This window comes from Streptomyces sp. MS06 (genome assembly GCF_047200655.1).
GTDB lineage: Bacteria > Actinomycetota > Actinomycetes > Streptomycetales > Streptomycetaceae > Streptomyces.
The window spans coordinates 15,710-32,760 of the sequence record NZ_JBJZOJ010000025.1 but is presented as its reverse complement, the minus strand read 5'-3'; the positions used below and the strand labels follow the sequence as shown (position 1 = coordinate 32,760).

Annotated in this window: 17 protein-coding genes; 13 read left to right on the top strand and 4 right to left on the bottom strand. The window is 73.5% G+C overall.

The window, feature by feature from the left end:
* Nucleotides 1-24 precede the first annotated feature (24 nt).
* Nucleotides 25-708 (top strand): pyridoxamine 5'-phosphate oxidase family protein, encoded by a 684-nt coding sequence (locus ACL02U_RS15765; protein ID WP_412791508.1) that lies wholly within the window; start codon nucleotides 25-27, stop codon nucleotides 706-708.
* A gap of 195 nt (nucleotides 709-903) precedes the next feature.
* On the opposite strand, the gene ACL02U_RS15760 is transcribed toward ACL02U_RS15765, so the two are convergent.
* The gene (locus tag ACL02U_RS15760) at nucleotides 904-1,899 is read right to left on the bottom strand and encodes an EamA family transporter (protein WP_412791447.1); all 996 of its coding nucleotides are present in this window, start codon (nucleotides 1,897-1,899) and stop codon (nucleotides 904-906) included.
* Nucleotides 1,900-2,225: 326 nt separating this feature from the next.
* Here ACL02U_RS15760 and ACL02U_RS15755 point away from each other — a divergent pair, with 326 nt between their 5' ends.
* Nucleotides 2,226-2,378, top strand: a complete 153-nt coding sequence (locus ACL02U_RS15755; protein ID WP_412791517.1) for a hypothetical protein — start codon at nucleotides 2,226-2,228, stop codon at nucleotides 2,376-2,378.
* Between the two features lie 72 nt (nucleotides 2,379-2,450).
* Here ACL02U_RS15755 and ACL02U_RS15750 read toward each other — a convergent pair whose 3' ends face one another.
* A complete protein-coding gene (locus ACL02U_RS15750; protein WP_412791446.1) occupies nucleotides 2,451-3,059 on the bottom strand; it encodes a PadR family transcriptional regulator in 609 nt (202 codons plus the stop codon).
* A gap of 225 nt (nucleotides 3,060-3,284) precedes the next feature.
* Here ACL02U_RS15750 and ACL02U_RS15745 point away from each other — a divergent pair, with 225 nt between their 5' ends.
* The 6 genes from ACL02U_RS15745 (at nucleotide 3,285) to ACL02U_RS15720 (ending at nucleotide 9,587) form a co-directional block, all read left to right on the top strand.
* Nucleotides 3,285-4,100, top strand: coding sequence for a class I SAM-dependent methyltransferase (locus tag ACL02U_RS15745; RefSeq protein ID WP_412791507.1), 816 nt, complete (start codon nucleotides 3,285-3,287; stop codon nucleotides 4,098-4,100).
* 248 nt (nucleotides 4,101-4,348) lie between these two features.
* A complete protein-coding gene (locus ACL02U_RS15740) occupies nucleotides 4,349-4,945 on the top strand; it encodes a thioredoxin family protein (protein ID WP_412791445.1) in 597 nt (198 codons plus the stop codon).
* Between the two features lie 113 nt (nucleotides 4,946-5,058).
* Nucleotides 5,059-5,448, top strand: coding sequence for a hypothetical protein (locus ACL02U_RS15735; RefSeq protein ID WP_412791444.1), 390 nt, complete (start codon nucleotides 5,059-5,061; stop codon nucleotides 5,446-5,448).
* Between the two features lie 170 nt (nucleotides 5,449-5,618).
* Nucleotides 5,619-6,293 carry a formylglycine-generating enzyme family protein gene (locus tag ACL02U_RS15730; protein ID WP_412791443.1) on the top strand — a complete coding sequence of 225 codons (675 nt, stop codon included), beginning with the start codon at nucleotides 5,619-5,621 and terminating at the stop codon, nucleotides 6,291-6,293.
* 143 nt (nucleotides 6,294-6,436) lie between these two features.
* Nucleotides 6,437-7,282, top strand: coding sequence for a PhzF family phenazine biosynthesis protein (locus tag ACL02U_RS15725; RefSeq protein ID WP_412791442.1), 846 nt, complete (start codon nucleotides 6,437-6,439; stop codon nucleotides 7,280-7,282).
* Between the two features lie 223 nt (nucleotides 7,283-7,505).
* Nucleotides 7,506-9,587, top strand: coding sequence for a hypothetical protein (locus tag ACL02U_RS15720; RefSeq protein ID WP_412791441.1), 2,082 nt, complete (start codon nucleotides 7,506-7,508; stop codon nucleotides 9,585-9,587).
* Nucleotides 9,588-9,697: 110 nt separating this feature from the next.
* Here ACL02U_RS15720 and ACL02U_RS15715 read toward each other — a convergent pair whose 3' ends face one another.
* Together ACL02U_RS15715 and ACL02U_RS15710 are read right to left on the bottom strand one after the other, a co-directional pair.
* Nucleotides 9,698-10,477 carry a CPBP family intramembrane glutamic endopeptidase gene (locus tag ACL02U_RS15715; protein WP_412791440.1) on the bottom strand — a complete coding sequence of 260 codons (780 nt, stop codon included), beginning with the start codon at nucleotides 10,475-10,477 and terminating at the stop codon, nucleotides 9,698-9,700.
* Between the two features lie 384 nt (nucleotides 10,478-10,861).
* The gene (locus tag ACL02U_RS15710; protein ID WP_412791439.1) at nucleotides 10,862-12,379 is read right to left on the bottom strand and encodes a glutamate-cysteine ligase family protein; all 1,518 of its coding nucleotides are present in this window, start codon (nucleotides 12,377-12,379) and stop codon (nucleotides 10,862-10,864) included.
* Nucleotides 12,380-12,934: 555 nt separating this feature from the next.
* Here ACL02U_RS15710 and ACL02U_RS15705 point away from each other — a divergent pair.
* From ACL02U_RS15705 to modB, 5 genes are all read left to right on the top strand, one after another.
* The gene (locus ACL02U_RS15705; RefSeq protein WP_412791438.1) at nucleotides 12,935-13,519 is read left to right on the top strand and encodes a hypothetical protein; all 585 of its coding nucleotides are present in this window, start codon (nucleotides 12,935-12,937) and stop codon (nucleotides 13,517-13,519) included.
* Between the two features lie 369 nt (nucleotides 13,520-13,888).
* Nucleotides 13,889-14,095 carry a DUF5999 family protein gene (locus ACL02U_RS15700; protein WP_412791506.1) on the top strand — a complete coding sequence of 69 codons (207 nt, stop codon included), beginning with the start codon at nucleotides 13,889-13,891 and terminating at the stop codon, nucleotides 14,093-14,095.
* A gap of 494 nt (nucleotides 14,096-14,589) precedes the next feature.
* Complete coding sequence (locus tag ACL02U_RS15695) at nucleotides 14,590-14,994, top strand: TOBE domain-containing protein (RefSeq protein WP_412791437.1); 405 nt, start codon at nucleotides 14,590-14,592, stop codon at nucleotides 14,992-14,994.
* Between the two features lie 386 nt (nucleotides 14,995-15,380).
* Nucleotides 15,381-16,196 (top strand): molybdate ABC transporter substrate-binding protein, encoded by an 816-nt coding sequence (gene modA, locus ACL02U_RS15690; RefSeq protein WP_412791436.1) that lies wholly within the window; start codon nucleotides 15,381-15,383, stop codon nucleotides 16,194-16,196.
* The gene (modB, locus tag ACL02U_RS15685; RefSeq protein WP_412791435.1) at nucleotides 16,193-17,050 is read left to right on the top strand and encodes a molybdate ABC transporter permease subunit; all 858 of its coding nucleotides are present in this window, start codon (nucleotides 16,193-16,195) and stop codon (nucleotides 17,048-17,050) included. The genes modA and modB overlap by 4 nt, the downstream gene beginning before the upstream one ends.
* The last annotated feature ends 1 nt before the right edge of the window (nucleotide 17,051 follow it).

Below are 17,051 nucleotides of genomic sequence, written 5' to 3'. Positions count from 1 at the left end.
TGCACTAGTGCAATGGAGAGCGCCATGCAGGGCACCGCCGAGCCGGCACCCCGGCCCGCCGCCTACACGCCCACCGACCGCACCGTCCCCACCCGCGCCCCCGACCGGGCCTCGTACGACGAGGAGCTGGTGCACGCGATACTCGACGAGGGCTGCGTCTGCCACCTCGGCTTCGTCCGCGACGGCGCACCGGTGGTGCTGCCCACGCTGTACGGCCGGGTCGGGCGGCGCCTGTACGTGCACGGGTCCACGGGCTCGCGACCGCTCCGCGCCGCCGGCCGGACCGACCCGGGCCTGCCGGTCTGCCTGACGGTCACTCATGTCGACGCGCTGGTGCTGGCCCGTTCGGCCTTCCACCACTCCGTCAACTACCGCTCGGTCGTGGTGCACGGCATCGCCCGCGCCGTGACGGACCCCGAGGAGAAGCGGGCGGCGCTGGACACCCTCGTCGACCATGTCGTGCCCGGCCGGGCGAACGACTCCCGGCCCGCGAACGGAAAGGAGCTGGCCGCGACCGCGGTGCTCCGACTCGACCTCGACGAGGTGTCCGCCAAGGCGCGCACGGGCGGCGTCAACGACGACCCGGAGGACCTGACCCTGCCGCACTGGGCCGGAGTCGTCCCGTTGCGCAAGGGCTACGACACCCCGGTGCCCGACGCCCGCCTGTCCCCCGGCACGCAGCCGCCCGACTACCTGGCCGCCCCCTGACTCCGACCCCGACACCACCGCACGCCCGCCCGGGCAGCGACGGGGTCCGCCCGGCACTCCCCCACGCGACACGGCATTTTGCCGGGCACGGCACTCCCCCGGGGGGAGTGGAGTACCCCGGGGGAGTGCCCCAGGTGCCGGCGCCCGACGCCGCTCCTCAAGGCGCGGACCTGTCGAGGCCGCGCCGGGCAGACCCTAGCCCGACGCGCCCCGGGCCGACAGCTCCCGCCCCGAGCCGCCGCCGGCCACCGGCTCGGTCACCGCACCTGCTGCCGGGGTGGAGGACTGGGCGACGAAGGCACCGGCCAGGACGACGGCACCACCGGCGACCTGCGGGGCCGAGAGGTGCTCTCCGAGCAGCACCCAGGCGAGCACGGTGGCCACGACCGCCTCCAGGCAGGCCACCACGCCGGCGACCTGCGGGGAGAGCCGGCGCACGGAGAGCACGCCGGTGACGTAGGCGGCGACCGTGGCGATCAGCACGATCCACGCCATCAGCACCCATGCCGCGACCGGCGCACCGTCCATCCGCGCGGTCCGCGCGAGCACCCGCCAGTCCAGGTTCCAGGGGCGGGCGACGACGGTCAGCACGACCGCGCCGACCAGCAGGCCGTAGGAGATGACGCCGAGCGGGTCGGGGGCGTCGCCGCCCGCACCGCCGCCGTGGTCCGACAACACGAAGTAGCCGACCTGGCAGCAGGCGGCGCCGAGCGCGAGCAGCAGCCCGAGAGCGTCGAAGCTCAGGCCCGCCCACACCTCGACCACACAGGCGAGCCCGCCGACGGCGAGCACCGCACCGAAGGCGGCGGCCGGGGTGACCGGCCGGCGCTGCACGAACCGCACCCAGGCCAGGAGCAGGGCGGGCGCGAGGTACTCGACGAGGAGCGCGACACCCACCGGGATGCGGGAGACCGCGGCGAAGTAGCAGGCCTGCACGCCGGACACGGCCAGGACGCCGAACCCGAGCAGCAGTGCGGGCCGGCGGAGCGGCAGCGCGCGGTGGCGCACCGCGAGCGGCAGCATGACCAGCGCGGCGCCGGCCACCCGCAGCCACACCACGTGCAGCGGGTCGAGACCCGCTTCGATCAGCGGCTTGGCCGCCACTCCGGAACCGCCGAAGGCGACCGCGGAGGCGAGCGCGAGTGAGAGTCCCGCACCCTTCGCCGGGCCGACCGGGCTGCTTGCAGACATGGGCACCGCGCCATGATGACAGGCGGCGACATGAGCGTCACCTCACTGGCACCTGTCGCGCCGAGGGAAGCCCCACCCCGGCACCCCGACCGGGCGCCGCCCCGTCCGCAGGGGTCCACCTCCGCTGGTGTCCACCTCCGCGGGTGTCCACCTCCGCGGGTGTCCACCTCCGCAGGGAGCATGCCTCCCGCACGCCTCCGCGCGGAGCGCGCCCCCACAGGGGGCGCGCACGGCCGCATCCTGCGCCCCGAAGGCAACCACAGCACCGGAGCGGCTCGTCCCACAGGAGCATGGAGCACGGGTGCTGGTTGGTGGAGTTACCGGCCGTGGACGGCAGACGGTACGTGTACCGGGTGTACGCGCCGCCCGGCGCGCTGCCGGCCGACCTGTTCTGGGAGGCGTGGCACTGCCACGACGAAAGCACCCTGCCGCGCGCCTGGGACGTGTTCGACGCGGCGGTGATACGGCGCGCCGGCTGAGCCGCCGGGCCCGGCGGACGGCGCCCCGCGGAGGGACCGCGGGGCGCCTCTCCATCCGCGTCCGGCTACGGATCAGTGCTCGTCGGCGAGGATCAGGTACAGCTTCTTGCGGGCCTCGTTGACGACGGTCAGGGCCTTCTCGCGCTGCTCCTTGCTACCGGTCTTCCAGACCTGCGCGAAGGCCTCCATCAGACCGAAGCCGGCCTGCCGGACGTCACTCAGGGCCTCCCAGTCGACGCCGCGGGACGCCTCTTCCCAGGGAGCGTCGGGCCCCTCGTCGGCGGCCGTGCGGCCCGCGTCGGTGAGCGAGAACAGCTTCTTGCCGCCCTCCGCCTCACTGACGATCAGCCCCTCGTCCTCCAGCAGTTGGAGGGTGGGGTACACCGAGCCGGGGCTGGGCTTCCACGCCCCGCCGCTGCGCTCGGCGATCTCCTGGATCATCTCGTAGCCGTGCATGGGCCGATCCTTCAGCAGGGCGAGGATCGACGCCCGCACATCACCCCGCCGGGCCCGGCCGCGCGGTCCGCCGCGCCCACGCGGCCCCCAGGGGCCGCCACCGAAACCCGGCCCGCCGAACACGGGGCCGTTGGGGCCGAAGGGACCGAAAGCCCCGCGCCGCCCGTCGAAGCCGCCCCGGTGACCGGCACCGTGGTGCCCACGCTCGAATCCATGGGTACGCATCACAACCACTCCATTCCATCATTGACCTGTCGCGACACCTCAACGATATATCGGAACAGTTCGCCTGACAAGACGCCGCTCCAAGGGGTTCGGTGGTCCTGGGCGGTCGGTGCGCGCATGACCGGCCGGCCGCGCGTGAACCGGCTCCACTCAGTCCCCCCTGGAATCGATCACCTCTAGGCTGGCGCGGTGGCTGATGAGCGGGAGCGGGTGCAGCCGTCGGGAGTGTGGGCCACAGCGGTGGGCGTGGCCCGGGTGCGGGCGCTGGAGTCGGAGCGGGAGAACGCGCTGTTCCGCGACCCGCTGGCACGGGCCTTCGCCACCGCCGGCGGCCTGTGGCCCCCGTCGCCGCCGATGCTCGACGACGAGGCCGCGCGCCGCCGCCGGCTGGCCGTGTCGTTCTCGATCGTCATCAGGACGCGGTTCCTCGACGACCTGTTGCAGCAGGCGTCCGCGTCCGGGGTCCGGCAGGTCGTGTTGCTCGGCGCCGGCATGGACAGCCGGGCCTTCCGGATGGACTGGCCCGAGGGCACCCGGCTGTTCGAGGTCGACACCGCCGCGCCACTCGACTTCAAGGCTTCGGTGCTGTGCCGGGAGCGGGCCGTCGCACGCTGCGAGCGGATCACCGTCGCGGTGGATCTGCGTGAGGACTGGCCCGGCGCGCTGGCCGCCGCAGGGCACGACCCGGCGGTACCGACCGCTTGGATCGCCGAAGGACTGCTGATCTATCTGCCCGAGGACGCGGTGGAACTGCTGCTGGCCCGGATCAGCGCGCACTCGGCGGCCGGCAGTCGGATGGGGCTGACTCTGGGCTCGCGCGGAGTGATAGAGCGCTTCGGCGCGGACGCCGTGCCGGGATCGGCGGCGTCCATGTGGGTCTCGGAGACGCCCGACGACCCGGTGGGCTGGCTGGCCGGGCACGGCTGGGAGGCCGAAAGCCACACCCTGCGCGAGCGCGCTGCCGCCTACGGCCGCCCGATCAGCACCCCGCCGCAGCGCGAGGAGCGGCCCGGCGGCCTGATCTCGGCGGTCCGCCGGTAGAGCGCCGCCGGGCGGTCAGGCCTCGGTGGCATTCGATCGGAGGTTCACCGTCACCAGACATGTCCGGATCGGAACTCGACCGATCCACCGAAGTCGGACGATCGCCTGTCCGTCTGGCCCATCGAAGTCCGGTCACCGCTGTCCAGCCTTGCCGGTAACCGGTGGCGTGCGGGCCAAAGACCAGTTCATCAGGGGCGGAGCGCTGCCGCTATCCTCCTGCGACTGATCTTTTGCCGAAGGAGACACCCGTGCGACGCCTCGGGATGACAACAGCCATAGCCGCTGCCGCGCTCACCGCGGGATGCGCTGCACCCGGTACCACGGCGCAGGCGCAGGCCTCCCAGGAGACGACCTCGGCGGCCTCGGCCGCAACACCGACCCCTACTGCCTCGGCCGCCACCGGCTCCGCTCCCGTGGCGACTCCGGTGAGCGATCGGAGCATCCCCGACGGATACGACGCCACACGCGACGCCGAGGCCGATATTCAGGCCGCACTCTCCAAGGCGGCCGAGGACCATCGCGAGGTTCTCATCGACTTCGGCGCGAACTGGTGCCCCGACTGCCGGGCGCTGGGCAAGATGTTCCGCTCGGCACAGGTGGAACCGCTGCTGGAGAAGAACTACGTCGTGGTCGCCGTCGACGTGGGCCAGTTCAACCACAACCTCGACCTCGCCGGACGTTACGTCGACCTGCGGACCAGTGGGATACCGGCCCTGGCGGTGCTGAAGCCGAGCGGTGTCCTGCGGACGGCGACCAACGACGGCAGCTTCTCCGACGCCCGCTCCATGGCACCGGGCCGGATCAGTGCGTTCCTGACCCGCTGGGCGCCTGCCGGAAACCCGTGAAGACCCCATCGCGATGCAGCCTCGCGGTCGGGGCCGCAGCGGCGCTCTTCTTGCTCGGCGGCTGCGCGCCAAGCCGGTCACCCGCGCCGACGGCGAAGGCCACGGCGAACGGGGTGACCGTCACGGTCACCCTCCTTCCGGCGTCCGACGGCCAGCGCCGCCTACGGGCGACCTTCAGCCCGCAGCAGGCCGGATTCCACATCTACAGCATCGACCTGCCGGCGCAGGGCGTCGACGGCCTGGGGGTCCCGACCAGGCTCTCCGTCGAGGGGGATCTCACCGCTGTGGGCAGGCCGACGGCGGACCGCTCGGTTCTCCACCTGCGGCCTGCCGGGCTCACCACCGAACTCCCCGTCTACCCGAACGGCCCGGTGACCTTCACGCTGCCGGTCCGCCAGACCGGATCCCACCGGGCCGATGTGATCGTCAGCTACGGAGCCTGCAGTGAAGGGCGCTGCCTCATCCCGGTCACCGGCGAAGTGATCCACCTGAGTCTCGGCTGATCCGCACTCGCCTCGTCCGCCGGGGTGCGGGACGCGGACGGGCCCCGGCCGCCACGTTAGGGACGCGGGGTCCGCACACCGGCCCGACCGACGACGGCAGTCGGTGGTCGGGCCCGGTCGCCCCGCGGGTATCCACCCCGAACGGCGGGCCCCGCTAGGATCGTCCGATCATGGGGGCTCACACGGGGAACGAGATGGTCGACGTCCCGCCCGGGCGGGTGGCACTGTCGGACCGGCGCACGCAGCGCAGGTGGTCGGTCGACCTCGCGCCCTACCGGCTCGCGGCCTTCCCGGTCACCCAGGCGTCGTACGCGCGGATCACCGGCCGCAGGCCGAGCACCGCCCACGGGGACCGGCTGCCCGTCGAGTGCGTCTCGTGGTGGGACGCGGTGCGTTTCTGCAACGCGCTGTCCCGACACGAGGGACTCACGCCCGCCTACCGTCCAACCGCCGACGACGAGGGCGTCGAGTGGGACGAGACCTCGGAGGGATACCGGTTGCCGAGCGAGGCCGAGTGGGAGCACGCCTGCCGTGCCGGCACGACCGGGCCGCGCCACGGGGAAATCGACGAGGTCGCCTGGTACCGCGGCAACTCGCGGGAGCGCATCCACGACGTGGGCGGCAAGAGCCCCAACGCGTGGGGGCTGCACGACATGCTCGGCAACGTCTGGGAGTGGTGCTGGGACGTCTACGACGCCGAGGTCTACGGCAGCTACCGGGTCCTGCGCGGCGGCGGATGGTTCGACGAGCACTGGAGCTGCCGGGCCTCCGTGCGGCGCCGGAGCCACCCGACCTTCCAGGTGGACGACGTGGGGTTCCGCGTCGCACGGTCCGGCGTCCGCTGACCTCACCCCACGAGGCGGCCCACGATGAAACGCGCTCCGCGCGACGCAGGCCCTCCGGAGGAGGGCGCCGCTGTTGGCACCGCGGGGCGGGTACCGGGCACCGTCCGATGCCCCCGTTCCGGCCGAGGGACTAGCGTCGGGGCATGCGCATCCGAATCGTCGACGCCTTCACCGACCGCCCCTTCGCCGGCAACCCGGCCGGGGTGCTCGTCCTCGACCGCTTCCCGGGGGACGACTGGCTGCAGTCGGTGGCGAGGGAGGTGAACCACGCGGAGACCGCCTTCACCCACCCGCTGCCACCGGGCGGCGAGGCGGACTGGGCGCTGCGGTGGTTCACCCCCACCGCCGAAGTGGCGCTGTGCGGCCACGCGACGCTCGCCGCGGCGCACGTCCTCACCACCACGGGCGACCACCGGGGCCCCGTTCGGTTCGCCACCCGCAGCGGCGTGCTGGTCGCCCGGCCGGACGAGGACGGCTCGATCACCCTGGACTTCCCCACCGCCCCGCTGACCGAGGTCGCGGTTCCGGAGGGCGTCGCCAGTGCCCTCGGAACCGAGCCGCGCGCCGCGTTCGACACCGGCCCGAACGTCGGGGACCTGCTGGTCGAACTCGCCGACGAGAAGACCGTGCGCGGCCTCACCCCCGACCACGGCGCGCTCGCCGCCTACTCGGAGCGCGGCATCATCGCCACCGCCCTGGCCGAGGACCCGGACGGCGACCACGACTTCGTCTCGCGCTGCTTCTTCCCGAACGTCGGCGTCGCCGAGGACCCCGTCACCGGCAGCGCCCACACCGCCCTGGCCCCCTACTGGTCGCGGCGGCTGGGACGCACCGAGCTCACCGGACTGCAGGCCTCGTCCCGCCCCGGCTTCGTCCGCACCGCACTGCGCGGCGAGCGCACCCTGCTCACCGGCCGGGCGGTCACCGTCATCGACGGCGTACTGCGAGCCGCGGAGACGGCTCGCCCGGAGGACGTCCCGCCTTCCTAGACGGCGTTCACCGCCCGCGGCTCGGCCTGCGGCAGTGGCGTGGTCCGTTGCGCTTCCCGTGTTCCGGAGCGTCAGCGGCCCGTTGTGGAATGCCCGGGCCGCGGCAACGGTGCGGTGCCACCCGCCTCGCACCGCTGACGCCGACGGGGACGAATCATGCACGCGGTGCGGACGGCCAACGGCACCCGAGCGTCCTGTCGGACCCTGCTGCGACGATCACACCATGACTCTCCCTGACGCCCTCGCCGGCCTGGACTCGCGCCCCTGGGCCTCCGTCTCGCACGCCTACGGTCCCGCCGAGGATCTGCCCGACCTGCTCCGCGCGCTCGCCGAGGGCGGCGGGGACGCCGAGGAGGCGATCTCCGAGCTGTACTCGTGCATCCTCCACCAGGGCACGGTGTACTCCGCCAGCGTGGAAGCCGTCCCGTACCTTGCCGGGATCGCCGCTGCCGGCCGGCCGGGTACGGCCGAAGTCCTCCACCTGCTCGGCGGGTTGGCCGAGAGCGATGACGAACGGGGGATAGCGCCGGGGGCCGTCCGGGCCGCCGTCGCAGACCAGATCCCGCTCCTGACGACGCTGCTGGCCCATGAGGACGTGGACGTCCGGCTGCTCACCGCCTGGACGCTCGGCCACACCCGCAGGTCCGGGGCCGGCTCGACGGCCGTGCGGAGCCGGTGGACGGCCGAGGCTGATCCCCGTGTCCGGGCCGAGCTGCTCGTCGCCCTCGGCCGGGTGGACCCCTCCGGCGCCGCCGTCGAGACCCGCGCGCTGCTCGGCGCGGACACGCCCGCGCCCCTGCGACTGGCCGCGCTCCTCGTCGCCCTGGCCACCGGGGAGCCGTGGACCGCCGCCCACCACGACGCCGTGCGCGACGTGCTGCCCGCCCGCACATGCGGCGTCGACCGGTACGGCATGCACTCACACGAGCCGCTGAACAGGATCGTCGACACCTTGCTGCGCCGTACGACGGAAGCGGACCGCGAGGCCGCCTTCTCCCTGCTGGACGCCGCCCTGCGGGACAGCCGCCCCGAAGTGCGGGCCGAGGGGCTCGCCGCGGCCGACCACGCCTGCCGCCTCTCCCGCAGAGCCCCCCGGCGACTCGTACCCGCCCTGGCACCACTCGCCGCCGAGTACCCGGCGTCAAGCCTGCTGGGCCGGCTCGGGCCGGCCGCAGCCGAGGCCGCTCCCGTCCTCGCCGAACTCGCCGTCCGGCCCGACGACGAGGCGGCCGACCAGGCGTTGGCCGTACTCGTCCGGGTCGCACCCCGGCAGGCCGCCCCGCTGCTGGCCCGGGACCTCGATCGGCGCCCCCGCGCGCTCGAAGCCGCAGCCGAATTCCTGGCCCCTGCCTTCCCCTTCGACCCGGCCCTGCTCGACGCCGTCCGTGCCCGCCTGGCCTTGGACGGGCTCGGCAACAACGAGACGGCCAACCTTGTCCACCTGCTGCGCCGGTGGGGCCCGCAGGCCGTCGCGGCGCTGCCCGAGCTGCACGCCGTGCTGCCTCGTTTCCCCTACGCGGCCAGCGCCGTCACCTCCGTGGCAGCCGGCGGCTCGCAGCACGAGCGCGAACGGTCCGGCGCGGTGCTGCGGGCCGCCGGCGGGTCGTTGATGGTGGCGCGGGCCCACCACGAGCTCACCGGCGAGACCGACGTCCTGCTCGACGCCGCCGCCCGGGCGCTCGCCGCCGGCCCGCGCGAGATCGCCGAGGCTGCCGGAGCCGCCGCCGCCCTGGGCGCGACTGCCGCCGGACTGCTCCCCGCCCTGCGGGCCGCCGTCAGCGAGGACGCCGAGCCGACCACCCCGCAACTGGACCGGGACACCGCGATCGCCCTCGCCCTGTGGCAGATCGACGGCGATGCCGCGGAGGCCGTGAGGATCCTGGCCTCCGTCCTGGACCGCACCAGTGGCGACCGGCGCCGGTACCGGTGGACCGTGGTCCGCGCCCTCCGGGCCGCGGCCCTCTTGGGCGCGGCTGCCAGGCCCCTGGTTCCCCGGCTGGAAGAACTGCTCGACGCCCCCGAAAAGGCCCCCGCCGCCGCCCTCGCCCTGCTCGCCGTCACCGGCCCGGACGGTGTCGACCTCGGTCGGCTCGCCGGGGCCGTCCTCGACTCCGCCGAGACCGGAGCGGACGTCGCGGGCGCCTGCGAGGCCCTCCGCACCCTCGGTGCCACCGCCCTGAGCGCCCGGCAGCGCCTGCGCGTAGCCGAACTGGCCGAGGGGGACCGGCGCATCGTCGACTCAGGCGTGGCGAACAGCATCATCCGCGAGGACGAGCGGTTGCGCGCCGTCCTGGCAGCCGTCTGATTCCGGGGCCGGGGCGGACGAGCGGTCGTTCGCCGCCCCGGGGCACCCCCGAGCCCACGGAGGAAGGGAAGGAGCGGGACGGCAGACCCGCCGTCCCGCTCCGGCCGGGCTCACGCGGTCGGCAGCCAGCCCACCTTGCCCGCGAGGAGCGCGTACCCCACGAAGGCCCCGATGTCGAGCAGGGAGTGCGCCACCACCAGCGGGCCGACCCTGCCCCAGCGGCGGTAGAGCAGTACGAAGACCACGCCCATCACCATGTTGCCGAGGAAACCGCCGATCCCCTGGTAGAGGTGGTACGAGCCGCGCAGCACGGCGCTGGCGACCAGTGCGGTGCCCGGCGACCAGCCCAGCTGACCGAGCCGGCGGAGCAGGTAGCCGACCACGACGACCTCTTCCAGGACGGCGTTCTGCACGGCCGAAAGGATCAGCACCGGGTACTTCCACCACACGTCGGGCAGCGCCTCGGGGACGACGGTCAGGTTGAAGCCGAGGCCTCGGGCGGCGAGGTAGAAGGCGATGCCGGTGCTGCCGATCACGGCCGCGATCGCGGCTCCCCGGCCGAGGTCGGGCCAGGGCCGGGTCCGGTCGAAGCCGATGCTGCGCAGGTTCGCGCCCTCTCGCAGCAGAAGGTGCGCGACGAGCGCGACCGGCACCAGCGCGCTGGCGATCCCGAACAGCTGCCAGGCCAGGTCCAGCCAGGGCCGGCCCGGCGCGGCCGAGGCGTTGAGGGTGGCGGCCTGGTCCTTCAGTCCCCCGGGTTTGGTGACCGAGCCGACGAAGCTGATGAGGGCGGACACCCCGCTCGCTCCGAGCGAGAGGCCCAGGACGAGCAGCGTCTCGTCCCGGAGGAACCGTCGCGAGAGCCGTTGCTGAGGAAGGGAATCGGCCACCGGCTCTGCCTCCACGTGCGCGCCGAGGGCGCGCCCCTGCGCCTGGGGCGGCCGGATGCGGCGCGCCGGGCGGGTCGGGAGCGGCCCACTGTCATGGGAGGTCACAGCTTGCCTGATGGACTCGGCTCCCTTTCCGGCGGCCCCTGCTCCCGCGCGTCGGCCCGGCCCGGCACCGCGTACTCCGCCCCGCCGGCGCCCACCCCACCGGCCCACCGCCGCATACCCCGACACTCCGGCGCGCACCCCACGAGCCCAATACCGCGTGCCCCGGCCCGGCGCCGCGTGCTCCGGTAGCCGCCACGGCCCACCGGCGCCCTCGGGGCGGGCACGGCACGGGCCGAGCGCGGCGCAGCGCCGGGCGCCGGACGGGCGGCGGCACCGGGCTCAGCCCAGCGGCACCGGCTCCGGCAACCCCACCGGCCAGCTGTGCACCGGTTCCCCGAGGTGCATCAGCTCGCAGTAGCGGCGGGTCGTCGCGGCCAGTGCGGCCTCCCGGGACAGCCCCGCCTCGCGCGCCCGGTGGAAGGTCGCGGACTGCCAGGACGCGCCGTTGGCCCGGCGCCGGCAGCGCTCCTCGATGACGCCCAGGTACAGGTCGCGGTCCGCCGCCTCGACGCCCCACGCGTCCAGCCCCGCCTCGGCGAGCGGCAGCAGCTCGTCCCGGACCAGGTTCACCGCGTCGACCTCGCCGGTGCCGCCCAGCCGGCCTCGCCGCGGCCACTCGAGCCGCGCGTCGATGCCGTACCGGCAGGCGGTGTCGAAGTTGGCGGCGGCGGCCTCGAACGGCATCCGGGTCCACACCGGCCTGGCGTCCTCGGCCAGGGCCCGGACCACGCCGTAGTAGAAGGCGGTGTTGGCGATCACGTCGGTGACGGTGGGGCCGGCGGGCAGCACGCGGTTCTCCACCCGGAGGTGCGGGACGCCGTCGGCGATGCCGTACACGGGGCGGTTCCAGCGGTAGATGGTGCCGTTGTGCAGGACGAGCTCGCCGAGCCGCGGAACGCCGCCCGCCTCCAGTACCGCCAGCGGGTCCTCGTCGTCGCAGATCGGCAGCAGCGCGGGGAAGTAGCGGAGGTTCTCCTCGAAGAGGTCGCGGGCGGAGGAGATCCACCGCTCCCCGAACCAGGTGCGCGGTCGGACCCCCTGGGCCTGCAGTTCGGGCGGACGGGTGTCGGTGGACTGCTGGAACAGCGGGGGCCGGGACTCGCGCCACAGCTCCCGGCCGAACAGGAAGGGCGAGTTGGCGCCGACGGCGACCTGTACCGCGGCCACGGCCTGGGCGGCGTTCCACACGTCGGCGAAGCGGGCCGGGGTGACCTGGAGGTGGAGTTGTACGGAGGTGCAGGCCGCTTCGGGGGCGATGGACCTGGCGGTGCAGGTCAGCCTCTCGACCCCGGCGATGTCGAGCCTGAAGTCCTCTCCGCGGGCGGCGACGATCTGGTCGTTGAGCAGGGTGTAGCGGTCCGCGTCGGAGAGGTTGGAGGAGACCAGGTCGTCCCGGTCGAGCGTGGGCAGGATACCGATCATCGCGATCCCGGCGTCCAGTTCCCCCGCTTTCCGGTCGGCATAGGCCAGGGACGTGCGCAGTTCCTCGGCCAGCCGGTCGAAAACCCGGCCGCCGAGCCGGTGCGGCGCAATGTTGACCTCCAGATTGAACATGGCCAGCTCGGTCTGGAAGTCGCGGCTCGCGATGCGCTCGAGTACTTGCGCATTCAGCATTCTCGGCTGCCCGTCGCGACCGACGAGATTCAATTCGATCTCCAGCCCCATCAGGTTCCTGGGACGGTCGAAGCGCTGCCGGTCCAGGAGCAGCTCCAGCCCCGTCAGACACTGCCGCAGTTTCTGACGGTAGCGCTGGCGATCGGACAGGTCGAACGCGCCTGCCGCGACCTTCTCGCCCATCGAAGCGTCCCTCCTGGTTCGGGCAGCAGGCCCTTCCCGGCCGCCGGTGTGCTGGTGCACGTGGGATGATGCCCCGCTGAAGCGATCGATAACGTCCCACGCGGGGGCGCCACCGGCTACGCTGTAGCGAGGAGTCCGGCGGCACATTCACGCGGCATGAAGCGCCGTGGGGTTTCCGGTCCGGGGATCTCGTGAAAAGCGCCGACGCGAATAAGCCGACCGTAGCCACGTCATATCACGAGGTCATCACTGCGGGCCCGGTTCGAAACCAGGATGATTACCGCGTATCGTCGACGTGATGCACTCTTGCCGAGAGCCCGGGAAACAGCTAGCGGAAACACAGTCTGAACATGTGTCGTATAAACTCCGTGGACCAGACAGAAGGTGGCCGCCCGCGGTCGGAAGCCTGTCGCCCGTATGACGGACGGCGGGCCCTACGTGCACCCACCGGTCTCGGACCCGGACCCCGCCTTTCTGGTCTCGCGAGCTGACAGCGTCGTCCGCCCACGCCCCGCCCTCGCGCCACCGTGCCTGTCGATTGAGAGGCGACCCACCATGCCGCTGCACGTCCCTTCGGCTCCCGCCCCAGCCCTGCGCTCCGTCCTCACGGCACTCGGTTCCCCCACCGCGGTCAGCGAGGCACCCACTCCCTCCCTGCGGGCGGCCCAGCAGCCGGCGGGCCCCGAACTGCCCCTGCCGGTGCACGTCCTGGACAAGATCACACCGCAGGGTGCTCTCTCCACCCGACTGACCGGATGGCGCTTCCTGATCCGCTGCGGCGATCACGCGGTCGCGGCCGCCGAGAGCCGGCTCACTCCCGACGGCTGGGCCTTCTCCCACTTCTTCGAGGGCCCTTACGTCGCCTCCACCGAGCGCGCACTGCGCCAGGCGGAGTCCGTGACGCAGCCGTACCAGCCCCGCCTGCTGTCCGTGCCCAGCCTGTACATGTTCACCCTGTGGTTGCACGGCGACTTCGCGGCGGACACCGCCTCCGGCCACCCCGCCGCGGGTGACCTGCTGGTGCCGCTGGCGCCGGCACCGCCCGGGATCGCGGCCCACCGGCCGCACGCGGTGGCCGAGCTCCTCCCGGTACTCACCCATCGAGTGCCCCCCGCTCCGCTGCTCGGCTCGTCCGCCTGACGCGCCGCACCCGCCCCTTCGCACCCCGCAGCCGGATCGCCGGCCGCGGGGTGCGACGTTTCCGCAGCACTCTCCGTGCGCTCATCCGAGCAGACCCTCCGCCGGCAGTGCGCGAGGACATCGGCCGGCGACCGAGTGCTACCGCCAACCACCCCAAGTGACAGCACAGTTGGCATGAACCGCCCAGCCGGGTGACAGGTCATGAACCGTTGCATAGCGGTGCGGCGAAATCCCTGCGGATCGACGCCCGGAGGGGAACACTGGGTCCCGACCGAGTCTGTCATCACGGGGGCGGCCATGAACGACGCTTCACACCGCGGAAAACACACCACCATCTCACCGACCACGACCGAGCGAGAGACCCCACCCATGTGCCAGCACCAGCCACCGTGCCCGACCGCCGAATCCGCCGACCGGGAGTCCGCGCGCCTCCTGGCGCACCATCCGGAGCAGGGCTGGAGCCTGCTGTGCAACGGCGTGCTCCTCTTCGAGGACACCGGCGAGCTGCTGCCGAACGGCCAGATCATCGCCCCGCACCGCCCGCTGGACGCCAGCCGGGTGGCGACGGCCGCCTGATCTCCACCGGGCGGCCGCGGTGCCGCCCGGACCGCCGGGGGCCGGCCGCAGCCGCTGAACCGCGGTCCGAGCGCGTGGCCCGTCCGGTACAGGTGCAGGACGTTCCGGGCTGCGTTGCGGCCGGCGTTGCCCGACCAGCCGCAGTCCGGGTTCCTGCACACGAACACAGCCTGGGATTCCCGACTGCCGGGCGTAGTAAAACCGCACGCCGAGCCGCGCCGGGGGCGGGGACCTCGACCAAGGTGCCGCCGCGTTGGGCGGTCTCGTACGTCAGCACGGTGACCGTCCGGCCCCACGCCTCTCCCGTTGATGGAGCGGTTCGGCCCGGAATGGTGAGTGCTCCGACCACGACCGTGCCGTAGGTGCGGGCGATGGCGGTGCTGCTCCTGTGCTGCCGGTCCAGGGCCCGGCGCTTGCTTCGCCCGGAGTCCTGCGATCCGGTCGTAGGTGCGCTGACGGGTCCGGCGGCTCCGGCCGCCCGCCGCCGCCCTATCGTGACCGGCATGCAGTCCTACACGATCGGCCAGGCAGCGCGACTGCTCGGCGTGAGCCCCGACACCGCGCGCCGCTGGGCGGACGCCGGCCGGATGGCGACCCACCGCGACGAGAGCGGACGGCGACTGATCGACGGGAGGGCGCTCGCGGCGTTCTCCGTCGAAATGGCCGGAACCGGCAGCGGAGAGGAGGAGGTACCGCGGACCTCGGTCCGCAACGCCTTCCCCGGCATCGTCACCGCGATCAAACTCGGCGACGTCGCCGCCCAGGTCGAGATCCAGGCCGGCCCGCACCGGCTGGTCTCCCTGCTGACCCGGGAGGCGGTCGAGGAGCTGGGCCTGGAGGTAGGCATGGAGGCCACCGCCCGCGTCAAATCGACAAACGTGCACATCGACAAGGGATGAGGGAGGACGCCGCTCCCGTGCTCGCGCAGGCCGGTCGGGACCCGGCTCCGCTTCCCGAGCGGAGCGCTCGCGACGCACCGGCGGGGCGGCGCACTCGGAACGCACGACCGCTCCGGTGGGCCGCGACCCGGGCGCCACCGCTCTCCGCCGCACCGCCGGACAGCCACCGCGCTTCGGAAGCCCGGGCGACTGCCGACCCTGCCCGCGGGGGAACCGTGCCCCCGCACCCCGGACCGCCGCCCTCTGTAGCAACGCACATGCAAGCCGGCCAGAGTTCATGGATGGCTTATGCGATGCCACAGGGGATTTCCTGCTGGCAGGTGCGGCATTATGATCGGCGCAAGGGGGGCCGTTGCGCCCACCGCCGGACCGTTCAGGGAGCAATCGTGACGACCCGTACCGCCCGCCGGGCCCTTCCGCTGGCCAGCGCCACGGCCGCCGCCCTGCTGTCGCTCAGCGCCTGCGGGTCCTCCTCGGCGGGCTCCCCCGCCGGATCGGGCGGCTCCGGCGCCGCGTCCTCCCGGCTCTCGGGAACGGTCACGGTCTTCGCGGCCGCCTCGCTGAAGGAGAGCTTCACGACGCTGGGCAAGGAGTTCGAGAAGGCCCACCCCGGTACCGAGGTCACTCTCAACTTCAACGGCAGCGACTCCCTCGCCGCCGGCATCACCGGTGGGGCCCCCGCCGACGTCTTCGCCTCGGCGAGCGACCGCACGATGGCGACGGTCACCGGGCACGGGGACGCGGCCGGCGCACCCACCGCCTTCGCCCGCAACCGGCTGGAGATCGCCACCCTGCCGGGCAACCCCGACGGCATCACCGGCCTGAGGGATCTGACCGCGTCCGGGCTGAAGGTCGTACTGTGCGACCGGAACGTGCCGTGCGGTGCCGCCGCCCGGAAGGTGCTGGACGCCGGCGGCGTGGAACTCACCCCCGCTTCCTACGAGCGGGACGTCAAGAGCGCCCTCACCAAGGTCGTACTCAAGGAGGCGGACGCCGCCCTGGTCTACCGGACCGACGTCCGGGCGGCGGGCGACAAGGTCGACGGAGTGGACTTCCCGGAATCGGCCGAGGCCGTCAACGAGTACCCGATCACCCTGCTCAAGGACGCGCCGAACCCCGATGCGGCCAAGGCCTTCATCGACCTGGTGAAGTCCGCCGCGGGCCAGCAGGTGCTCGCCGCGTCGGGGTTCTCCAAGCCATGACCGCGCGCCGTACCTCCCCCGCGGCGCCCGCCCCCGACGCCCGCCGCGGCATGGCGCACCGCCCCCGCCGCCTCCGTCCGGGCGTTCCCCTGCCGCTGCTGCTGCCCGCACTGGTGGGCCTGGCGTTCCTGGCGCTGCCGCTGGCCGCGCTTCTGATCCGGGCCCCGTGGAGCGGTCTGGCCGAACAGCTCACCAGCCCCGGGGTCTGGCAGGCGCTGCGGCTCTCCCTGGTCTCCGCGACCTCGGCCACGGCGCTGAGCCTGCTGCTCGGCGTGCCACTGGCCTGGCTGCTGGCCCGCACCGAGTTCCGCGGCCGGGGCCTGGTGCGGGCGCTGGTGACCCTGCCGCTGGTGCTGCCGCCGGTGGTGGGCGGCGTGGCCCTGCTCCTCGCGCTCGGCCGCAACGGAGTGGTCGGCCGTTGGCTCGACGCCTGGTTCGGCGTCACCCTGCCGTTCACCACCGCCGGCGTGGTCCTCGCGGAGACCTTCGTGGCGATGCCGTTCCTGGTGATCAGCGTCGAGGGCACACTGCGTGCCGCCGACCGGCGCTACGAGGAGGCCGCGCAGACCCTCGGCGCCTCGCGCTTCACCGCGTTCCGTCGGGTGACCCTGCCGCTGATAGCGCCGGGAATCGCAGCCGGCGCCGTCCTGTCCTGGGCCCGGGCACTCGGCGAGTTCGGGGCCACGATCACGTTCGCGGGGAACTTCCCCGGCCGTACCCAGACCATGCCGCTGGCGGTGTACCTCGCCCTGCAGAACGACCCGGCCGCGGCCGTCGCCCTCAGTTTGACACTGCTGGCCGTGTCGGTCGCGGTGCTCGCGGGACTGCGGGACCGCTGGCTGACACCTTCCTGAC

Excerpts from the sequence above, each read along its gene's own strand:
- ACL02U_RS15720 (WP_412791441.1), top strand. The coding sequence starts at position 7,506 with ATGACTCTCCCTGACGCCCTCGCCGGCCTGGACTCGCGCCCCTGGGCC.
- ACL02U_RS15765 (WP_412791508.1), top strand. The coding sequence starts at position 25 with ATGCAGGGCACCGCCGAGCCGGCACCCCGGCCCGCCGCCTACACGCCC.
- ACL02U_RS15700 (WP_412791506.1), top strand. The coding sequence starts at position 13,889 with ATGTGCCAGCACCAGCCACCGTGCCCGACCGCCGAATCCGCCGACCGG.
- ACL02U_RS15710 (WP_412791439.1), bottom strand. The coding sequence starts at position 12,379 with ATGGGCGAGAAGGTCGCGGCAGGCGCGTTCGACCTGTCCGATCGCCAG.
- ACL02U_RS15730 (WP_412791443.1), top strand. The coding sequence starts at position 5,619 with ATGGGGGCTCACACGGGGAACGAGATGGTCGACGTCCCGCCCGGGCGG.
- ACL02U_RS15760 (WP_412791447.1), bottom strand. The coding sequence starts at position 1,899 with ATGTCTGCAAGCAGCCCGGTCGGCCCGGCGAAGGGTGCGGGACTCTCA.
- ACL02U_RS15750 (WP_412791446.1), bottom strand. The coding sequence starts at position 3,059 with ATGCGTACCCATGGATTCGAGCGTGGGCACCACGGTGCCGGTCACCGG.
- ACL02U_RS15705 (WP_412791438.1), top strand. The coding sequence starts at position 12,935 with ATGCCGCTGCACGTCCCTTCGGCTCCCGCCCCAGCCCTGCGCTCCGTC.
- modB (WP_412791435.1), top strand. The coding sequence starts at position 16,193 with ATGACCGCGCGCCGTACCTCCCCCGCGGCGCCCGCCCCCGACGCCCGC.
- ACL02U_RS15725 (WP_412791442.1), top strand. The coding sequence starts at position 6,437 with ATGCGCATCCGAATCGTCGACGCCTTCACCGACCGCCCCTTCGCCGGC.